Annotated in this window: 11 protein-coding genes; 4 read left to right on the top strand and 7 right to left on the bottom strand. The window is 71.6% G+C overall.

The window, feature by feature from the left end; translation table 11 throughout:
• The first annotated feature begins 2 nt into the window (after nt 1-2).
• Nucleotides 3-986, top strand: coding sequence for a L,D-transpeptidase (locus tag JJ683_RS13170; protein WP_307810914.1), 984 nt, complete (start codon nt 3-5; stop codon nt 984-986).
• A gap of 178 nt (nt 987-1164) precedes the next feature.
• Here the strand turns inward: JJ683_RS13170 and JJ683_RS13175 are convergent, their stop codons facing one another.
• Complete coding sequence (locus JJ683_RS13175; protein ID WP_200174746.1) at nt 1165-2280, bottom strand: DMT family transporter; 1116 nt, start codon at nt 2278-2280, stop codon at nt 1165-1167.
• An 87-nt stretch (nt 2281-2367) separates the two neighbouring features.
• Here JJ683_RS13175 and JJ683_RS13180 point away from each other — a divergent pair, with 87 nt between their 5' ends.
• Complete coding sequence (locus tag JJ683_RS13180) at nt 2368-3264, top strand: LysR family transcriptional regulator (RefSeq protein WP_200174748.1); 897 nt, start codon at nt 2368-2370, stop codon at nt 3262-3264.
• A 129-nt stretch (nt 3265-3393) separates the two neighbouring features.
• Nucleotides 3394-3666, top strand: coding sequence for a hypothetical protein (locus JJ683_RS13185; protein ID WP_200174750.1), 273 nt, complete (start codon nt 3394-3396; stop codon nt 3664-3666).
• A gap of 41 nt (nt 3667-3707) precedes the next feature.
• Here the strand turns inward: JJ683_RS13185 and JJ683_RS13190 are convergent, their stop codons facing one another.
• From JJ683_RS13190 to JJ683_RS13210, 5 genes are all read right to left on the bottom strand, one after another.
• Nucleotides 3708-4175: a helix-turn-helix domain-containing protein gene (locus JJ683_RS13190; protein ID WP_200174752.1), complete on the bottom strand. Its 468-nt coding sequence runs from the start codon at nt 4173-4175 to the stop codon at nt 3708-3710.
• A 65-nt stretch (nt 4176-4240) separates the two neighbouring features.
• Nucleotides 4241-4726 (bottom strand): nitroreductase family deazaflavin-dependent oxidoreductase, encoded by a 486-nt coding sequence (locus JJ683_RS13195; protein WP_200174760.1) that lies wholly within the window; start codon nt 4724-4726, stop codon nt 4241-4243.
• A gap of 65 nt (nt 4727-4791) precedes the next feature.
• Entirely contained in the window at nt 4792-5613 is an 822-nt protein-coding gene (locus tag JJ683_RS13200) for a shikimate 5-dehydrogenase (RefSeq protein ID WP_200174802.1), read from the bottom strand.
• Nucleotides 5614-5669: 56 nt separating this feature from the next.
• Nucleotides 5670-7703: a M13 family metallopeptidase gene (locus JJ683_RS13205; protein WP_200174761.1), complete on the bottom strand. Its 2034-nt coding sequence runs from the start codon at nt 7701-7703 to the stop codon at nt 5670-5672.
• A gap of 163 nt (nt 7704-7866) precedes the next feature.
• Nucleotides 7867-8841 carry a peptidase associated/transthyretin-like domain-containing protein gene (locus tag JJ683_RS13210; RefSeq protein WP_200174762.1) on the bottom strand — a complete coding sequence of 325 codons (975 nt, stop codon included), beginning with the start codon at nt 8839-8841 and terminating at the stop codon, nt 7867-7869.
• A gap of 231 nt (nt 8842-9072) precedes the next feature.
• Between JJ683_RS13210 and JJ683_RS13215 the strand changes: the two genes are divergently transcribed.
• Complete coding sequence (locus JJ683_RS13215; RefSeq protein ID WP_200174764.1) at nt 9073-9669, top strand: hypothetical protein; 597 nt, start codon at nt 9073-9075, stop codon at nt 9667-9669.
• A 53-nt stretch (nt 9670-9722) separates the two neighbouring features.
• Here the strand turns inward: JJ683_RS13215 and JJ683_RS13220 are convergent, their stop codons facing one another.
• Nucleotides 9723-15368, bottom strand: coding sequence for an ATP-binding protein (locus JJ683_RS13220; protein WP_200174804.1), 5646 nt, complete (start codon nt 15366-15368; stop codon nt 9723-9725).
• Nucleotides 15369-15378 lie beyond the last annotated feature (10 nt).

The following is a 15378-nucleotide window of genomic DNA, read 5'->3' on the forward strand; positions in this document are numbered from 1 at the left end:
CCGTGGGGCTGGGCGCGGGCCTCGCGCTGGCAGGCGGCACGGCGACCGCGCAGCCGCTGTTCGGCGGCGCGCCGGGCTCCGTGGAGTTGCCGCAGATCCCTGCGCCCGAGCTGCCGCAGATGCCGCCCGTCCAGGTGCCTGACGTTCCACTGCCCGGGGGGCAGAACCTCGCCGGCGTGCTCGAGCAGGCCGGCGTGCCCGTCGCGCACGGGCCCGACGGCGCCACCGTCGGGCAGTCCGGCCCGGCGCCGCTGGAACCGGCCAACTTCGCCACACCGCAGATCACGCCGTCGGAGGGCGCCGTGGTGGGCGTCGCGCAGCCGATCATCATCAACTTCCCCGCGCCGGTGGGCGACCGCGCCGCAGCCGAACGGGCGATGCGCGTGACTACCGACAACGGCGTGACCGGCGCGTTCCACTGGTTCGGCGACTCGCAGGTGCGCTGGCGCCCCGAAAACCTGTGGCCCGCGCACACGCAGGTCACCGTGGAGGCGGGCGACGCGGTCCGGCACTTCACCATCGGCGACGCCCTCATCGCCACCGCCGACGACGCGACGAAGACGATCACCGTCACCCGCGACGGCCAGGTGGTGCGCACCATGCCCACGTCCATGGGCAAACCCGGCCACGAGACCCCCAACGGCATCTACACCGTGGGTGAGAGCTTCCGGACGATGATCATGGACTCGTCCACGTACGGGGTGCCGATCGACGCACCGGAGGGCTACCGGCTCGAGGTCGAATACGCCACGCGGATGTCCAACAGCGGCATCTTTCTGCACGCGGCACCGTGGTCGGTGGGCGCCCAGGGCAATACGAACGTGAGCCACGGCTGCCTCAACGTGAGCACCGCCGACGCCAAGTGGTTCTTCGAGAACGCCAAGCCCGGTGACCCGGTGATCGTCGTCAACACGCAGGGCGGCCAGCTGAACGGGCACGACGGCTTGACCGACTTCTCCATGCCGTGGGGCACCTGGGCGGGCTGACCCGCCAGGGCGCCGCCGAGCGCCGACCCTTCCGATGCGCGCCGGCCACCCGGGATCTCCGGGTGGCCGGCGCGCTTGTTCGTGGCGGGCCCGCCGAGCAAGCGGTTTTTGCACGTGCTGGCCCGCTGGTGTGCATATTCCGCTTGGTCGGCGGAGCAGTAGGGGGCCGGCAGGAGGTTCAGAGCCTGTCCACCGGGGCGGCGCTGTCCGACTCGATGATCTCGACCGGCCGGATGCCGGTGGCGCGGCGGCCCCGCAGCCGGCGCCAGCGGGCGGTGCGGGCATCGTCCCCGACGTCGACGGGGGTGGGCCCGGACCCGGCGCTGCGGGTTCCGAGGCGCCGCGGCTCGAAGGCCACCACTGCCACCGCCGCGATCACGACGACGCAGCCGAGCAGCTGGGCGGACGTGGGCCGCTCGCCCAGGATGATCATGGCGAACACGACGGCGAGGGCGGGCTGGAGCAGCAGCATCGACGCGCCCACCTGGGACGGCAGCTTGGGCAGCGACGCGCCCAACAGCACCCATCCGAGTACCTGGCCGACGAGGGCGAGTGCGGCGAGCCAGCCGATGGCGCCCCAGCCGGGCGTGAAGTCGATGCCGCCCCACGCGGTACCGAACGCGGTCCCGACGATGCCTGCGGTGATCGTGGCGACGAGCACCTGGGAATTGGGCCCGCCGCCGCTCGCCTTCCCCGTGCGGCCGATGATGATGATGTAACCGGCGAACGCGACGCCGGAGAGCAGGCCCAGGGCGGTGCCGGCGAGCGGATCGGAGCCCGCGGCCGACTCGCCGCCGAGCACCCCGCCCGCCAGCGCGATGCCGAGGAACATCACCGGCACCGAGATGACGAAGCGCATCGGGATCGTGTCCCGGAAGAACGCCCAGGCCAGGAGTGGCACGACGAGCACCTGCACGTTGTTGAGGATGGTCGCGATGCCAGCGCCGATCATCGCGATCGACTGCGTCCACAGCGCGAAGTCGAGGCCGAGGAACACCCCGCCGAGGGCGTGCAGGGCGACGGTGCGGCGCGACGGTGCGCCGTTCCTGCGGATCTCGGCGTAGGCGAGGAACGCCAGGGGCAGCACCGCGAGCAGGCAGCGGTAGAACACGATGGTGGCCGTGGAGGCGTCGACGAGCTTGGTGAACACCGCGGTGAGCGAGATCGAGGCCGCGCCCGCGGCGGCGATGAGGCGCGGGTCGAGCCCGGGGCGCGTGGTGGGCGCCCCCGTCGCGGAGGTCGGGGCGGCTGAAGTTGCCGGGGCGAGCGTGCGCGACGGGGTGCGGAAGACCATGCCCCAATGATGTCGCCGTGAACAATCCAGCACAAGTGACGAGTGTTTAGTATTTCGCATTAGAAAACGTCATGTATTGTCGGTCACATGCTGAACGTGGAACGGTTGCGGGCGCTGTGCAGCGTGGCAGATCTGGGATCGCTGGCCGCGGCGGCCGATGCGCTGCATGTTTCGGCGTCGGGAGTCTCCCAACAGCTCGGCCGGCTGGAGAAGGAGCTGGGCGTGGCGGTGGTCGAGCGGCAGGGGCGCGGGGTGCGGCTCACCGACGCCGGCGCGTTGCTGGCCCGTAGGGGGCACCGGATCCTGTCGCTGCTCGAGCGGGCGGAATCCGAGGTGGCCTCGATGCACGGCGACGTGGTGGGCGCACTGCGGCTGGGGGCGTTCGTCTCCGCCAGTCGCACAGTGCTCCCGCGGGCCGTCGCGGCGCTCCAGGCGCGCCACCCGCACTTGGAGGTGACGCTCGCGGAAGGCGAGGCGGAGTGGCTGATACCGCACGTGCTGCGCAGGCAACTCGACCTCGCCGTGGTGGACAGCTGGTCCACTCTTCCGTTGGAGATCCCGCAGGACGTCTCCATCCACTTCCTGCACCGTGACGTGGCGGACCTTGCCCTGCCCGTCGACCACCCGCTGGCGGAGAGGACGGTGGTGCACCTGGCCGACCTGTCCGGGGTGCCGTGGGCCGCGTGGAGCGAGGGGACGGGATTCCATGACTGGCTGGTGCAATCGCTGCGCGGCCAAGGCGTCGAGCCGAGGATCGACTACCGCGTGGCCGAATTCGCGACACACCTGGAGTTCGTCGCGCGTGGACTGGCGGCGGCGCTCATCCCCCGCCTGGCGCAGCTCCCTACGCCCGAGGGGGTCCGCGTGGTGCAGACGGAACCGGAGCTCTATCGCGAGGTGTTCGCTCTGTCGCGCCGCGACAACGACCGGCCGACGGTGCGGGCCGGGATCACCGCACTGCAGGACGCTTTCGTCGAGACATGATCCGCCCGGCATGCCGGGGAGGCGTCACCACTGCGCGTTAGCAGTCATTATGCTAATCTGTTAACCATGCGGCGGAGGGCCGCACTACCGCATCCGACGTATTGCGTCACCCGAACAGAGGAGCACCTCATGGCCGACACCGACAAGAACGCCACCGTCATCGACGGTTCCGTCGACTCCGATGCGAACGTCGCCGGCCGGATCGTGTCCGTCGTCAAGCAGGCGGGGCTCTACGGCGTGGAGACCTACGAGAAGTCGCTCGAGCGCAGCTTCGGGTTCCAGAAGAAGATCGCGGGCATCACCGGCGTCAAGCCCTATGGCTCCCTGGTGGAGACGCAGGAGAAGGTGGTCATGGGCGTGAGCGGCGCCGCCACGAACGTGCTGCGCGGAGTCCTTTCCTGACCCGCCCCTGAACTCGTGCCGCACCGGAGCGGGGCCCGCGATCACCGCGGCCCCGCTCCGGTGCGTTCGTCACCGGATGCGGCACCGTCGCGTTCGGCGACCGCCTCCCCGTGCAATGCGACATCGCCGGCGGCCCGCCCGGTGCCGCGGCCGCGTCGGCGGTTCTCGACGGTGACGTGCCGGAAAGTCGAGTACATCTCCTCGAGCGTGGCGCGCTGGGCGTGCGTCAGGTCGGGATCGCGCCGGATCGCCGCCACCACCTCGGGCTGGCCCTCGGGGTCGGAGGGGCGGGCCGTGCTGAACAGCAGCTCCGAGGACAACTTGAGGTTCTCGGCGATAGCCTCGAGCACCTTGTCGCTCGGCGCGCGCAGGTTCCTTTCGATCTGTGAGAGATACGGGTTGGAAATGCCCACCATCTCCGCCAGGCGGCGCATGGGAAGCGAGGCCATCTCACGCTGGGTGCGGATGAGCTCGCCCAGCGTAGGGCGTCGTTTGTCCCCTTCTGCCATGCCCCGATGATAATCGGCCGGGATGCCTCGCGGCCCTGCGAGTCTGCTCGGCGATGCGGTGCGACTCAATCGGGCGGGGCGGTCTCGTCCAAAACGAGGACGCCGACGCGGCCGGCGGCCACGTGCATCGGCCGGGGCAGGTCGCCGCTGGAGCCGTCCGTGACGATACGGGGGTTCGTCAGCTCGACGATCTTGCCGCGGCGCCGCATCCGGCAACCCTGTGCCGCGACGACGTTGCGCACCCAGTCCGCCTGCGCGCCGTAGGGGAGGGCCACGCTGACCGACCCCTTGTGGCGCAAGGCCAGCACCGGCGTCTCATAGGCCCGCCCGCTGCTGCGGCCGACGTGCAGGACCATCGCCCACGGCGGCAGATACGGCGCCCACGCGCCCTGGATCCGGTTGGTGAACCGCCGGTTGACCCGGGGAAGCCAGCGCGGAGTGACGACGGGGGTGGCGGGCGGCGTCGGACGTGCGGCCTCCCCGCTGCCGCCCGTCCTGCTGCCGCCTGTCTTGCTGCTGTCCGGCTTGTCGCCGTGCGGTCCGTCGGCCATTGCCCGCTCCCTCCACGCCCCTACGCCCGGCGTCCGCCTGCAGTCGCGCACCAGCCCCCCCCGGCTCACGTGCGACGCGAGTACTCCCGCGCGCGCCGGACCTGCTCCTCGTCGGGGCGGATTCCCGTGTACAGCCGGAATTGCTCGGCGGCCTGCAGTGCCATCACCGCGTCACCCGTGACCGTACCGACCCCAAGCCGCTCGGCGAGCGCGATGAGCGGGGTGCGCGGTGGCAACGCCACCACGTCCACCACGGTATGCGCGCCCGACACCGCGGCGCGCGGGAATGCCGGATCCGGGGTCGCGGTGGCCCCGTCGGCCGCCCCGGCCATGCCGATCGGGGTGGCGTTGACGAGCACGTCCGCCCGGTGCCCGCCGCACTCCGGGATCCACCGGGCGGAGAAGCGCCCGGCCAGCGCTCGGCCCGTCTCCTCGTTGCGCGCGGCGATCACGACGTCGTCGAACCCGGCGCGGCGCAGTGCGGCGACCACGGCCGACGCCATGCCCCCGCTGCCCGCGACGAGCGCGCTGCGGCCGGCGCCGTCGGGCAGCAGCGACTGCACGGCGATCACGTCGGTGTTGTAGCCGGTGAGCCGGCCGCCGTCGTTGACGATGGTGTTCACCGCGCCGATCGCCGCGGCCGACGCGTCCACCGCGTCGAGCATCGGAAGGACGTCCTGCTTGTACGGCATCGACACCCCGCAGCCGCGGATGCCGAGCGCCCGGATCCCCGTCACGGCGCCGGCGAGGTCGCCCGTCGTGAACGCTTTGTAGACGAAGTTCAGCCCCAGCTCCGCATAAAGGAAGTTGTGGAACCGGGTGCCGACGTCGCTGGGCCGCGCCGCCAGCGACATGCACAGGCGCGTGTGACGGTCGAGCCTGTGCACGCCCGGATCGGCGGCGGGCAGCGCGGCGTGCGGGCGGGACGGGTCGTGCGGTCCGCTCACCAGATGCCGACCCGCTCGTCCGGCGGCAGGTACAGAGCGTCGTCCTCGGACACCCCGAACGCCTCGTAGAACGCGCCGATGTTGCGGATCACGCCGTTGCAGCGCAGGTCCGGCGGCGAGTGCGGGTCGATGGTCAGGCGGCGGATCGCCTCGGAATCGCGGACCTTGGTGCGCCACACCTGCGCCCACCCGAAGAACACGCGCTGCACGCCGGTGAGCCCGTCGATCTCCGGGGCCGCGCCGCCCGTGCGCTCGAGAGCGATCCGGTAGGCGGCCAGCGCGATCGACAGGCCGCCGAGGTCGCCGATGTTCTCGCCGATCGTCAGTTCCCCGTTGACCTTGTGCTCAGGCAGGCCACGCGGCGAGAGCTTGCCGTACTGCTCGATCAGCGCGCGGGTGCGCACACCGAACTCGGCGCGGTCGTCGTCGGTCCACCAATCGACCAGGTTGCCGTCGCCGTCGTACTTGGCGCCCTGGTCGTCGAAGCCGTGGCCGATCTCGTGCCCGATCACCGCGCCGATCCCGCCGTAGTTGGCGGCGTCGTCGGCGTCCGGATCGAAGAACGGCGGCTGGAGGATGGCGGCGGGGAACACGATCTCGTTCATGCCCGGGTTGTAGTAGGCGTTGACCGTCTGCGGTGTCATGAACCACTCGTCCCGATCCACCGGCCCGCCCAGCTTGTCCAGCTCGCGGCGCGACTCGGCCAGATTGCCGCTGCGCACGTTGCCGAGCAGGTCGTCGGAGGTCACCGTCACCGCGGAGTAGTCACGCCACCGGGCCGGATACCCGATCTTGGGCGTGAACTTCTCCAGCTTGGCCAGCGCCCGCGCCCGGGTGGCCGGGGTCATCCACTCCAGCTCGGAGATGTTGCGGCGGTAGGCCTCCAGCAGGTCCTCGACGAGCACCTGCATGCGCTCCTTGGCCCGCGGCGGGAAGTGGCGTTCCACGTACAGCCGGCCCACGGCCTCGCCCATCAGCTCCTCGACCAGCGAGACCGCGCGCTTCCACCGGTCGCGCAGCTCCTCGGCGCCGGTGAGGGTGCGGCCGTAGAAGTCGAAGTTCTCGTCCACGATCGCGTCGGTCAGGTACGGCGCCCGCGCGTGGGCCAGCTGCCACAGCGCCCACTCGCGCCACTGCTCCAGCGGACGCTGCGACCACAGCTCGGCCAGGCCCGCAAGGAAACTCGGCTGCCGGACGATGAGCTGTTCCGGGTGCGCCGCGGCATCCGCGCCGGTGGCCTCGACCGTGGCCGACAGCCACTGCTGCCAGGGGAAGCCCGGATGCTGTGCGGTCAGCTCGGCGGCGGTGGTGGGGTTGTAGGTGAGGTCGGCGTCCCGGTTGCGCACGCGGTCCCAGTGTGCGGCCGCGATCGCCGTTTCGAGGTCGACGATGCGCGCGGCGGCGGCCGCCGCGTCGGTGCCGGCGTCGGGCCCCGCGAACCCCGTCGACTCCAGCATCCGGCCGATGTGCGCGGTGTACGCGGCGCGGGTCTCGGCGTGCTCGTCGCCGCGGTAGTACGACTCGTCCGGCAGGCCGAGCCCCGACTGGTTGAGGTGCAGCAGGTACCGGCTCGAATCCTTGGCGTCGGTGTCGACGAAGAGGCCGACGACGCCGCGCACGCCGCCGGCCTGCAGGCGCGCGACGGCCACGGCCAACTCGGTGGGGGTGGCGGCGGCGCGGATCCCGGCGGCTTCCTGCGCCAGCGGCTCCGTCCCGGCGCGCGCGACGGCGTCGGAATCCATGAAGCTGCGGTAGATGTCGCCGATCTTGCGCTGGTCCGAGTCCTCGGCGGCGGCGCCGGCGCGCGCCGCCGCCACGGCCTCCTCGATGATGACGCGCACGTCCTTCTCGGCCTGGTCGTAGAGGGTGCGGAACGCCCCGTCCACGGCGCGGTCGGCCGGGATCGCGTGCTCGTCCAGCCACGTGCCGTTGACGTGGGCGAACAGGTCGTCCTGGGGGCGCACGTCCGGGTTCCGGAACGACAGGTCGATGCCCGACGGGCGGTCTGCGGGGTGCTGCGAATCGCTCATGGGCCCCATACTTCCATCGGAGCAGTGGATCGCGCACTGACGGATCGCGCACTGACGGATCGCGCACTGACGGATCGCGCACTGACGGATCGCGCACTGACGGATCGCGCACTGACGGATCGCGCACTGACGGATCGCGCACCGACGGCGCGCGGCTGCCGGCTCAGGTGCCGATGCCGAGGTTGAGCGCCGTGAGCACGGTGCCGTCGGACCGTTTGCTCACGGACAGTCCGGTGGGGTCGTAGATCGTGTCCGCATCGTTGCGGGTGTCCCGGGTGCCGCGCAGCGAGTACGGCGCGGTATCGCTGTAGACGGCGTCGGTGAGGCCGTCGTCGAAGTACAGCTGCGTGGTGAGCACCGTCTTCTTGTCGATATGCACCTTGATGTGCACGTGCACGGCCCGCCCGCTGTACCAGCCCGGGAAGATCGACGTGAACCGGACGATCCCGTCCGCGCCGGTGACCTGGGCGCCGCGCAGGAACGTCGCTGTGCCCGAGGGTGTCGATTCCACATCGCCCGCGCTGTAGCCGCCGTCGGAGACGGGGCCCGAGGCGGGCGCGCCGCCGGAGTCGAAGGCGGGCGGGACTGGCGGCGCGCCGGACGGCCCGGGGCCCGCACCCTCGCCTCCCGGAGGCGGTCCCGGGGGAGCGCCGGAGCCCGGCGCGCCGAACCCGTTGCGGAACCCCGAGTACACGCCCATCGCGTCGCAGTGCCAGATTTCGACCACGGCGTTCTGCACGCCGCCGGCGGAGGGGTCGGCGGCGCACTGCGCGAGGTCCTGCACCCGCAGTGCGAGCTCCATCGGCATCCCGGCGCGGTCCTCGCGGATGTCGCTGCGGATCGAGTCGACGTCGAACCAGTACGGCCCCTGCGTCTCCTCGGTGGTCATCACGCACTGCGGTGCGGAGGCGAGCATCGCCGACAGCCGGTCATCGATGCTGCCGGTGGCCGCACCGGTGCCCGCCGCCGCTGTACCGGTGGCCTCGGCGGGGCCCGCCGCCTGCGACCCGCACGCCGCGAGCAGGCCTGTCGCCCCGAGCAGGCCGCTGAGGCCGAGCGCGCGCCGCCGGGTGAACCGCGCACCCGGCGCGGTCGAGCGGGGGTCCACCCCGCGGTGGTGATGGCCGGGCTTCGGCATCGGCACTCCTTCCGGTCCGTCGCCGCGCGCCGACTCCGGGGCCGGGGGCGGCGATGTTCCCCGTGAAACATCGAGGCGGGCGCTCTGTACACGCGAGTCGCCGAGCCCGGTCCTGCGGCGTATGCGGCCGATGCCGGAACGATAACGCGGGGAATTCGCAACCGACTGTGCGCAGGCTGTGAGCAACCTGTGAGAAAAGCGGTTCCGGCAGACTTCTGACAGACTGCAGCGATGATCGTCCCCGCGGTGTTCGACGCCGTGCAGTACTCGTACTCGCTGCCCCCGGCCGTGGGTGAGCGCGTGTGCTGGGAACTGGCTTGGAATGAGTCGATGGGACGGCGGTGGAGCGCGCTGCAGCCGGGGTGGCGCGTCACTACGGCATTGCGGCCCGCGGACGAGGATCCGGTGATGATGTTGGGTGGCCGCGACATGCAGGAGCGCGTCGCGGTGCAACCGTCGATCGCGTCCAGCGGCGGCCTCCGGGTCCGGTATGAGACGGCGGACCCCGTCCCTCTGTCGTTGACGATGCACGGCGCGGTGCGGGTGCTGGCCACGACGAACCCCCGGCCAGGCAGGCGTGACGCACTCCCACCGACCCCCGGGTTCGCGACGTTCGGCGAGGTGACGCGGCTGCGCCTCGTGTCGATGCTCATCGACTGGGAGCTCAAGCGCGAGGGCTGGATCGGGATGGAGCCGGTGCCGGGCGCGGAATGGATCTATGAGCTCGCGGAGCCGCCGTCGACTCTGCATCACTATCGGCCCCCTGGCGAAGACACCGCGGCCGTGCGCAACGAGGTGCTGCTGGTCGACCTTGCGGTGCCCGACTGAAGGCAACGGCCCCGGGAACCGAGATCCCCGGGGCCGCCGCTATGCGGACGCCGCTACTGCTCGCCGGCCCGCTTCATGCCGCGCTCGACGGCCGCGATCAGCTGGGGTCGCAGCTGCTCGGCGGTGACGATGGTGTGCACCGATCCGACCTCGCGCGCCCGCTCGATGTTGTGCACGGCCTCGAACTCGGAGGCCACCTCGCCGAGCTTGCCGGAGCGCACCTCTGTCCAGGCGGCGGACAGCTCGACGCCGATCCGCGCCTGCTCGGCCTCGGTGGTCGCCGCGGCCAGCTCGGTCTCCAGCCGGCGCACGGTGTCGTCGGCCTTGGTGCGCTTGTTGACCTCGCGGGTGAACACCACGGCCGCGGCGGGCGCTCCGCCGAGCACCGAGGCGTAGGAACCCTCGACGGCGAGCACCTCCATGTTGTCGTTCAGCGCGCCGGAGAACACGACGAAGGCGCCGCCGTGGTAGCGGGAGACCACGCAGAACACGATGGGCCCGTCGAAATTGACGATGGCCCGGCCGATCTCGGCGCCGTACTGCAGCTGCAGGTTGCGCAGCGACTCCGGCGAGCCGTCGAATCCGGACAGGTTGGCCAGCACGACGATGGGCCGCACGCCCGACGCCGCGTTGATGGCGCGCGCCGTCTTCCACGACGACGCGGGGAACAGGGTGCCGGCGGTCCAGGTGTCGGGCCCGTCGGCGGGGAACCAGCCCTTGCGGGGGATGGCCCGCGACTCGATGCCGATCACGCTCACCGGGTTGCCGTCGAGGTGCGCGTCGAACACGACGGACGTGTCGGCGTCCTTCATGTCGGCCCAGCGTTCGAGCGGCGCGTGGTCCTGGTCGACGACGGCGCGCATGACCGTGCGGATGTCGAACGGCTTCTTGCGCTCGAAGTTCTTCTCGGCGGAGAAGATTTCGCCGACCGTGGCGAAGTCGCTGCCCGGGTGCACGTGCGGGTAGCTGCGCACGTCGCGGTCCACCGGGTCGGTGCTGGGGGCGCGCCGGGGGAAGCGTTCGCCGGAAGCGGTGTAGGAGTGCTCGTAGTGGGCGGCGAGCACCTCGCAGGCCGCGCTGAGGTTGGGCGCCCAGTACTGCGCCTGGCCGTTGGGGCCCATCACGCGGTCGTAGCCGCCGATGCCGAAGTTGTCCTCGGCGGACACGCCGCCCGAGTAGTCCAGCGACTGCTTTCCGGTGAGCACCATGGCGCTGTCCGGGGTCATCACCAGGATGCCCTTGGTGTGCATGAGCATCGTGGCCTCGGCGTTCCAGTACGGCTGGGCACCCACGTTGATGCCGGCGACTACGACGTTGATCTCGCCGCCGTTCTGCGTGAACGTGACGATCTTGCGCAACGCCCGCGACACCCAGTCCATGTTCTCGGTGCCCGAGTCCATGGCGATGGTGGCCCCCGAGGACAGGGTGAACCATTCGACGGGCGCGCCCAGTTCCTCGGCGAGGGTCAGCGCCGCGACCACGCGAGCGCATTCGGCCTCGGCGACGGTGCCGAGTGCCCGGGTGGGGTCGCCGAACAGCGCGACGCGCCGGACGCCCTCCGGGTACCGCTCGGTGGGGGTGGTGACGACGCCGGTGATGACGCCGGCCTTGTTCTCGCCGTGCGGGCGGTCCACCGGCACCAGCGTGAGCGTGCCGTCGTCGGCCAGGTCGTGCTCGATGAAGGTCCCGTCGGGGCCGGTGAGCAGCGGGATCAGCTCGTACGGGTACACCGTGCCGCGAGCCCGGGAGCGCTGCACCTTCTGGGTGTAGGAGGAGACGGGCTGCATCGGAGCGGTGGGCGGCTCGGTGATCGACATGACCACGCCCGCGCCGGAGCGGTACGAGAACCGGACGGCGACGTCGCGTGTGCCGGCATCGCCCTGGCCTGTCTCGCCGGGGTCGCTGATCGATGCCATGAGGATGATCTGCTCGATGCCCGCGCCCTGGGTGATGGGCGCGATGTTGCGGGCGATCTTCTCGATGCGGTCGGGGGCCAGGGTGATGGTGGGCCAGATGTAGAGGACCACGCGGTTGGCGTCGAGCCGGCGCTTGCCGGTCCGCGCGCCCTGGGCGCGGCGGATCCCGTCCAGGCACGCGGTGAGCGTGCGCTCGATCTCCGGCATGCCGACGACCAGGCCGGCCGCGTCGAGCTCGGGCGTGGCGTCGCGGACCTCGGCGAGGGCGATGAGCCGCTCGTCGCTGGGGTTCTCGCGCCCCTCCAGGTGGTAGAGGTACGTCCCGGGGGCCGCGGGCATGCGGGTGCCGACGAAGTTCTTCAGCCGCCACAGGTCCAGCCGCTGCGCCGTGAGCGGGTGCAGGTCGCGGATGACGACCTCCTCCTGGGGGGCGCCGTCGGCGTCGGGGCGGAAGGTGAACTGGCGGTTGGGGCCCGTGTCGGAGCAGACGGTGAAGGTGACGCGCCGGCCGTCGCCTGTGGTCCGCCGCCCCGCCAGCAGCGCGCGAAGCTCCTCACCCACGGCGTCCGGGTCGGTGATGGTCTCCGGCCAAGTGATGTAGAGGTCGGTGACGAGGGTGTCCGTGCGCCCGCCGTCCCCACCGTTCGGGTACATCCCGGCGGTGATCCCGTCGACCTCGTCGAGAAGCTGCGTGATCGTGTCGTGCGAGCCGAGCGCCGACACCAGCCGCAGGGTGTCGCCCTGCAGCGTGTAGGAGCCGGTGACGAAGTGGTGGCTGCCGCGGCTGGTGAGCTCCACCCCGGTCAGGTCGCGGATGTCGTAGTAGCGCCGGGTGATGACGTCGAGCAGCGGGCCGGCCTCGGCGGCGTCGCGCGCCACGTGCGCGGCGAGCAGGTCCGTCAGCGGTTCGGGCGTGGAGATCAGGCGCGCGATGCGGCGGGTGTAGTCGGTGGCGCGCGGGTTCTCCGCGAGCCGGGCGAGCACGCCCCGGATACGGTCGAATGAGTCCTGCCGGGTCTGCGCGATGCGCGGCTGGTCGTACAGCCGGAACCGCAGGTTGCGCGCCGCGTCGCCGATGACGGGGTAGCGCAGCTGCGTGGCGACGATGAGCCGGTCGAGCACCTCGGCCAGCTGTTCGGGCGGGGTGGCGGCGGCGTCCGCGGCGGCGAGCCCGTCGGTCTGGGCCAGCGCGTCGGCCGCGTCGTGGGCGGGGCCGGCGTCGGCCGGGCGGGCCGACCCCGCCGCGTCGCTGAGCCAGCGTTCGAGCAGCGCCGCGACCACCGGGATCTGGTTCTCGGTGCGCTGCAGCGAGAGGAACACGCGGTAGACGGCCTCTTCGAGGGTCTGGCCCTGGCGATCCGCCGCGTCGCTTTCGACTTCCTTGGGCGTCACGCCGTAGTGGCGCAGCGCGCGGGCCAGGTTGTCCTGGAACGACGGGGGAAGCCCCTCACGCTCGGCGTCGAGCGAATACAGGAACGTGTGGAAGTGCTCGCGGGGGCTGTGGACCGACTCGTCGCCGGACTCCTCTTCGTAGGTGGGCCGGTTGCGGGACAGCTCGCACACGTCGGCGAACATGGTGAGCAGGTTGAGCTCCGCGTCGACGATGGCGGAATCGTCGGCGGCCAGGCCCGAGCGCAGCCGCTGGTACTCGTCCAGCAGCGCCTGCGCGCGCTCGCCGGGCACGTCGTAGCCGGTGATCATCGAAGCCATGACGTCGATGAGGTGCAGGGCGCGTTCGCGAGGGTCCTGCACGGCGGCGTCGACGGTGGACGGTGTGAACGCGATGCGCGGCGCCGCGGCGGCCGCGGCGCCCTCCTCGCCCTCCGGTTCGACGCGGACGAGCGGTGCGCCCGCGTCGACCTGCGAGTTGACGGTGGCGACGACCTCGCTGACGCGGCCGGCGATGGGCGCGCGCACGGCGGTCTCCATCTTCATGGCCTCGAGGACGACGACCTGGTCGCCGGCCTCGACCAGGTCGCCCGCCGCGACGGGCACGTCGACGACGACGGCGGGTGCGGGCGCGCGGACCACGCCGGCCTCGTCCTGGCTGATCTGGTGGCTGACGCCGTCGACCTCCACCAGGTATTGGGCGGGTCCGGCCACGGTGACCACCTGGTGGCGGCGGCCGTGCACGTTCAGGCGCGACTCGTAGAGACCCAACCGGTCGACCCCTACCTCGACCTCGCCGTGTTCGCCCTCGATCAGGTAGGTGCGCGGGCTGATCTGGCCGACGGTGAGCTTGTAGCCGGCGCCCAGGTGGCTCAGCTCCACGGTGCGGCCGATGGTGTGCGAGGCGCGGGGGCGGCCGCCACGTGCCGACGACAGGAAGTTGGTGCGCTCGACGGACTCCTCGACGTCGTAGGCGTGTACGGCGGCGGCGAGCAGCGCCACCTCGGCGGTCTCGCCGGGCTCGCCGCCCACGCCGGCGCCGGTCTTGTCCAGCCAGCCGGTGTCGGCCGCGCCGCTGAGCAGGTCGGGCTCGTCGAGCAGGGCGAGGAGGAACGACTTGGTGGTGGTGCCGCCGTCGAGTACCACCGTGGTCTCGCGCAGCGCGGTGCGCAGGCGCGCGAGGGCCTCGTCGCGGTCGCTGCCCCAGGCGATGATCTTGGCGACCATCGAGTCGTAGTCGGGTGGGATGACATCGCCCTGGGCGATGCCGGTGTCCACCCGCAGGCCAGAGCCCAGAGGGAACTTGCACAGTTTGACGGTGCCCGGAGCGGGGGCGAAGCCGTTCTCCGCGTCCTCCGCGTTGAGCCTGGCCTCGACGGCGTGACCGAATTCGGGCGGGCACCCGCCGGTGAGCGGTGCGCCCGCGGCGGTGAGGATCTGCAGTTTGACCAGGTCGAGGCCGGTGGTGATCTCGGTGATCGGATGCTCCACCTGCAGGCGGGTGTTGACCTCGAGGAACGTGAAGATCTGCTGGCTGGGCTGATAGAGGTATTCGACGGTGGCCGCGCCGTGGTAGTCGGCGGCGTGGACGAGGTCGGCGGACACCGTGCGCAGGTGGTCCTTCTGCTCCTCGGTCATGAGCACCGAGCTGGATTCCTCGATGACCTTCTGGTTTCGGCGCTGGATGGAGCAGTCGCGCACGCCCGGCGCCCACACGGCCCCGTGCTTGTCCGCGATCACCTGCACCTCGACGTGGCGGGCGTCGGTGACCAGGCGCTCGATGAACACGACCGGGTCGCCGAAGGACCGCTCGGCCTCGCCCTGGGTGCGCTCGAGCGCCAGCTCCAGCTCGTCCTCGGCGTAGACCTTGCGGATGCCGCGGCCGCCGCCGCCGCTGCGCGCCTTGATGATCAGCGGGTATCCGATGGCCTGCGCGTGGCGGCGTGCGTCCGCGCGGGTGTCGACGGGGCCGCCGCTCCACGGGGCGACGGGCACACCGACCTTCTCGGCGAGCAGCTTTGCCTCGACCTTGTCGCCGAGGAGCTTCATCGCCTCCGGCGAAGGCCCGATGAACGTGATGCCCATTGCACGCACCATCTCGGCGAAGGCCGGGTCCTCGGCGACGAAGCCCCAGCCCACCCAGACGGCGTCGGCCCCGCAGCGGCGCAGCGCGTCGGCGAGGGCTTCGTGGTCCAGGTATGCGTTGCCGGTGCCGGTGGGGCGGATGCAGACGGCGTCGTCGGCCTGGCGGACGAACATCGCGCGGCGCTCGGCGTCGGTGTGCATGGCGATCGACTGGATGCCGTAACCGTGCTCGGCGTTGAGCTCGCGCACGGCGCGGATGAGGCGTACCGCAGACTCGCCTCGGTTCACTACCGCAATCCGCTTGAACATCGTCGTCATC

The organism is Tomitella cavernea (genome assembly GCF_016599145.1).
Classification (GTDB): Bacteria; Actinomycetota; Actinomycetes; order Mycobacteriales; family Mycobacteriaceae; genus Tomitella; species Tomitella cavernae.

Bases quoted from the DNA above. Each gene is read 5' to 3' on its own strand.
- JJ683_RS13215 (WP_200174764.1), top strand. From the start codon at position 9,073: ATGATCGTCCCCGCGGTGTTCGACGCCGTGCAGTACTCGTACTCGCTG.
- JJ683_RS13205 (WP_200174761.1), bottom strand. From the start codon at position 7,703: ATGAGCGATTCGCAGCACCCCGCAGACCGCCCGTCGGGCATCGACCTG.
- JJ683_RS13175 (WP_200174746.1), bottom strand. From the start codon at position 2,280: ATGGTCTTCCGCACCCCGTCGCGCACGCTCGCCCCGGCAACTTCAGCC.
- JJ683_RS13180 (WP_200174748.1), top strand. From the start codon at position 2,368: ATGCTGAACGTGGAACGGTTGCGGGCGCTGTGCAGCGTGGCAGATCTG.
- JJ683_RS13195 (WP_200174760.1), bottom strand. From the start codon at position 4,726: ATGGCCGACGGACCGCACGGCGACAAGCCGGACAGCAGCAAGACAGGC.
- JJ683_RS13220 (WP_200174804.1), bottom strand. From the start codon at position 15,368: ATGTTCAAGCGGATTGCGGTAGTGAACCGAGGCGAGTCTGCGGTACGC.
- JJ683_RS13185 (WP_200174750.1), top strand. From the start codon at position 3,394: ATGGCCGACACCGACAAGAACGCCACCGTCATCGACGGTTCCGTCGAC.
- JJ683_RS13210 (WP_200174762.1), bottom strand. From the start codon at position 8,841: ATGCCGAAGCCCGGCCATCACCACCGCGGGGTGGACCCCCGCTCGACC.
- JJ683_RS13190 (WP_200174752.1), bottom strand. From the start codon at position 4,175: ATGGCAGAAGGGGACAAACGACGCCCTACGCTGGGCGAGCTCATCCGC.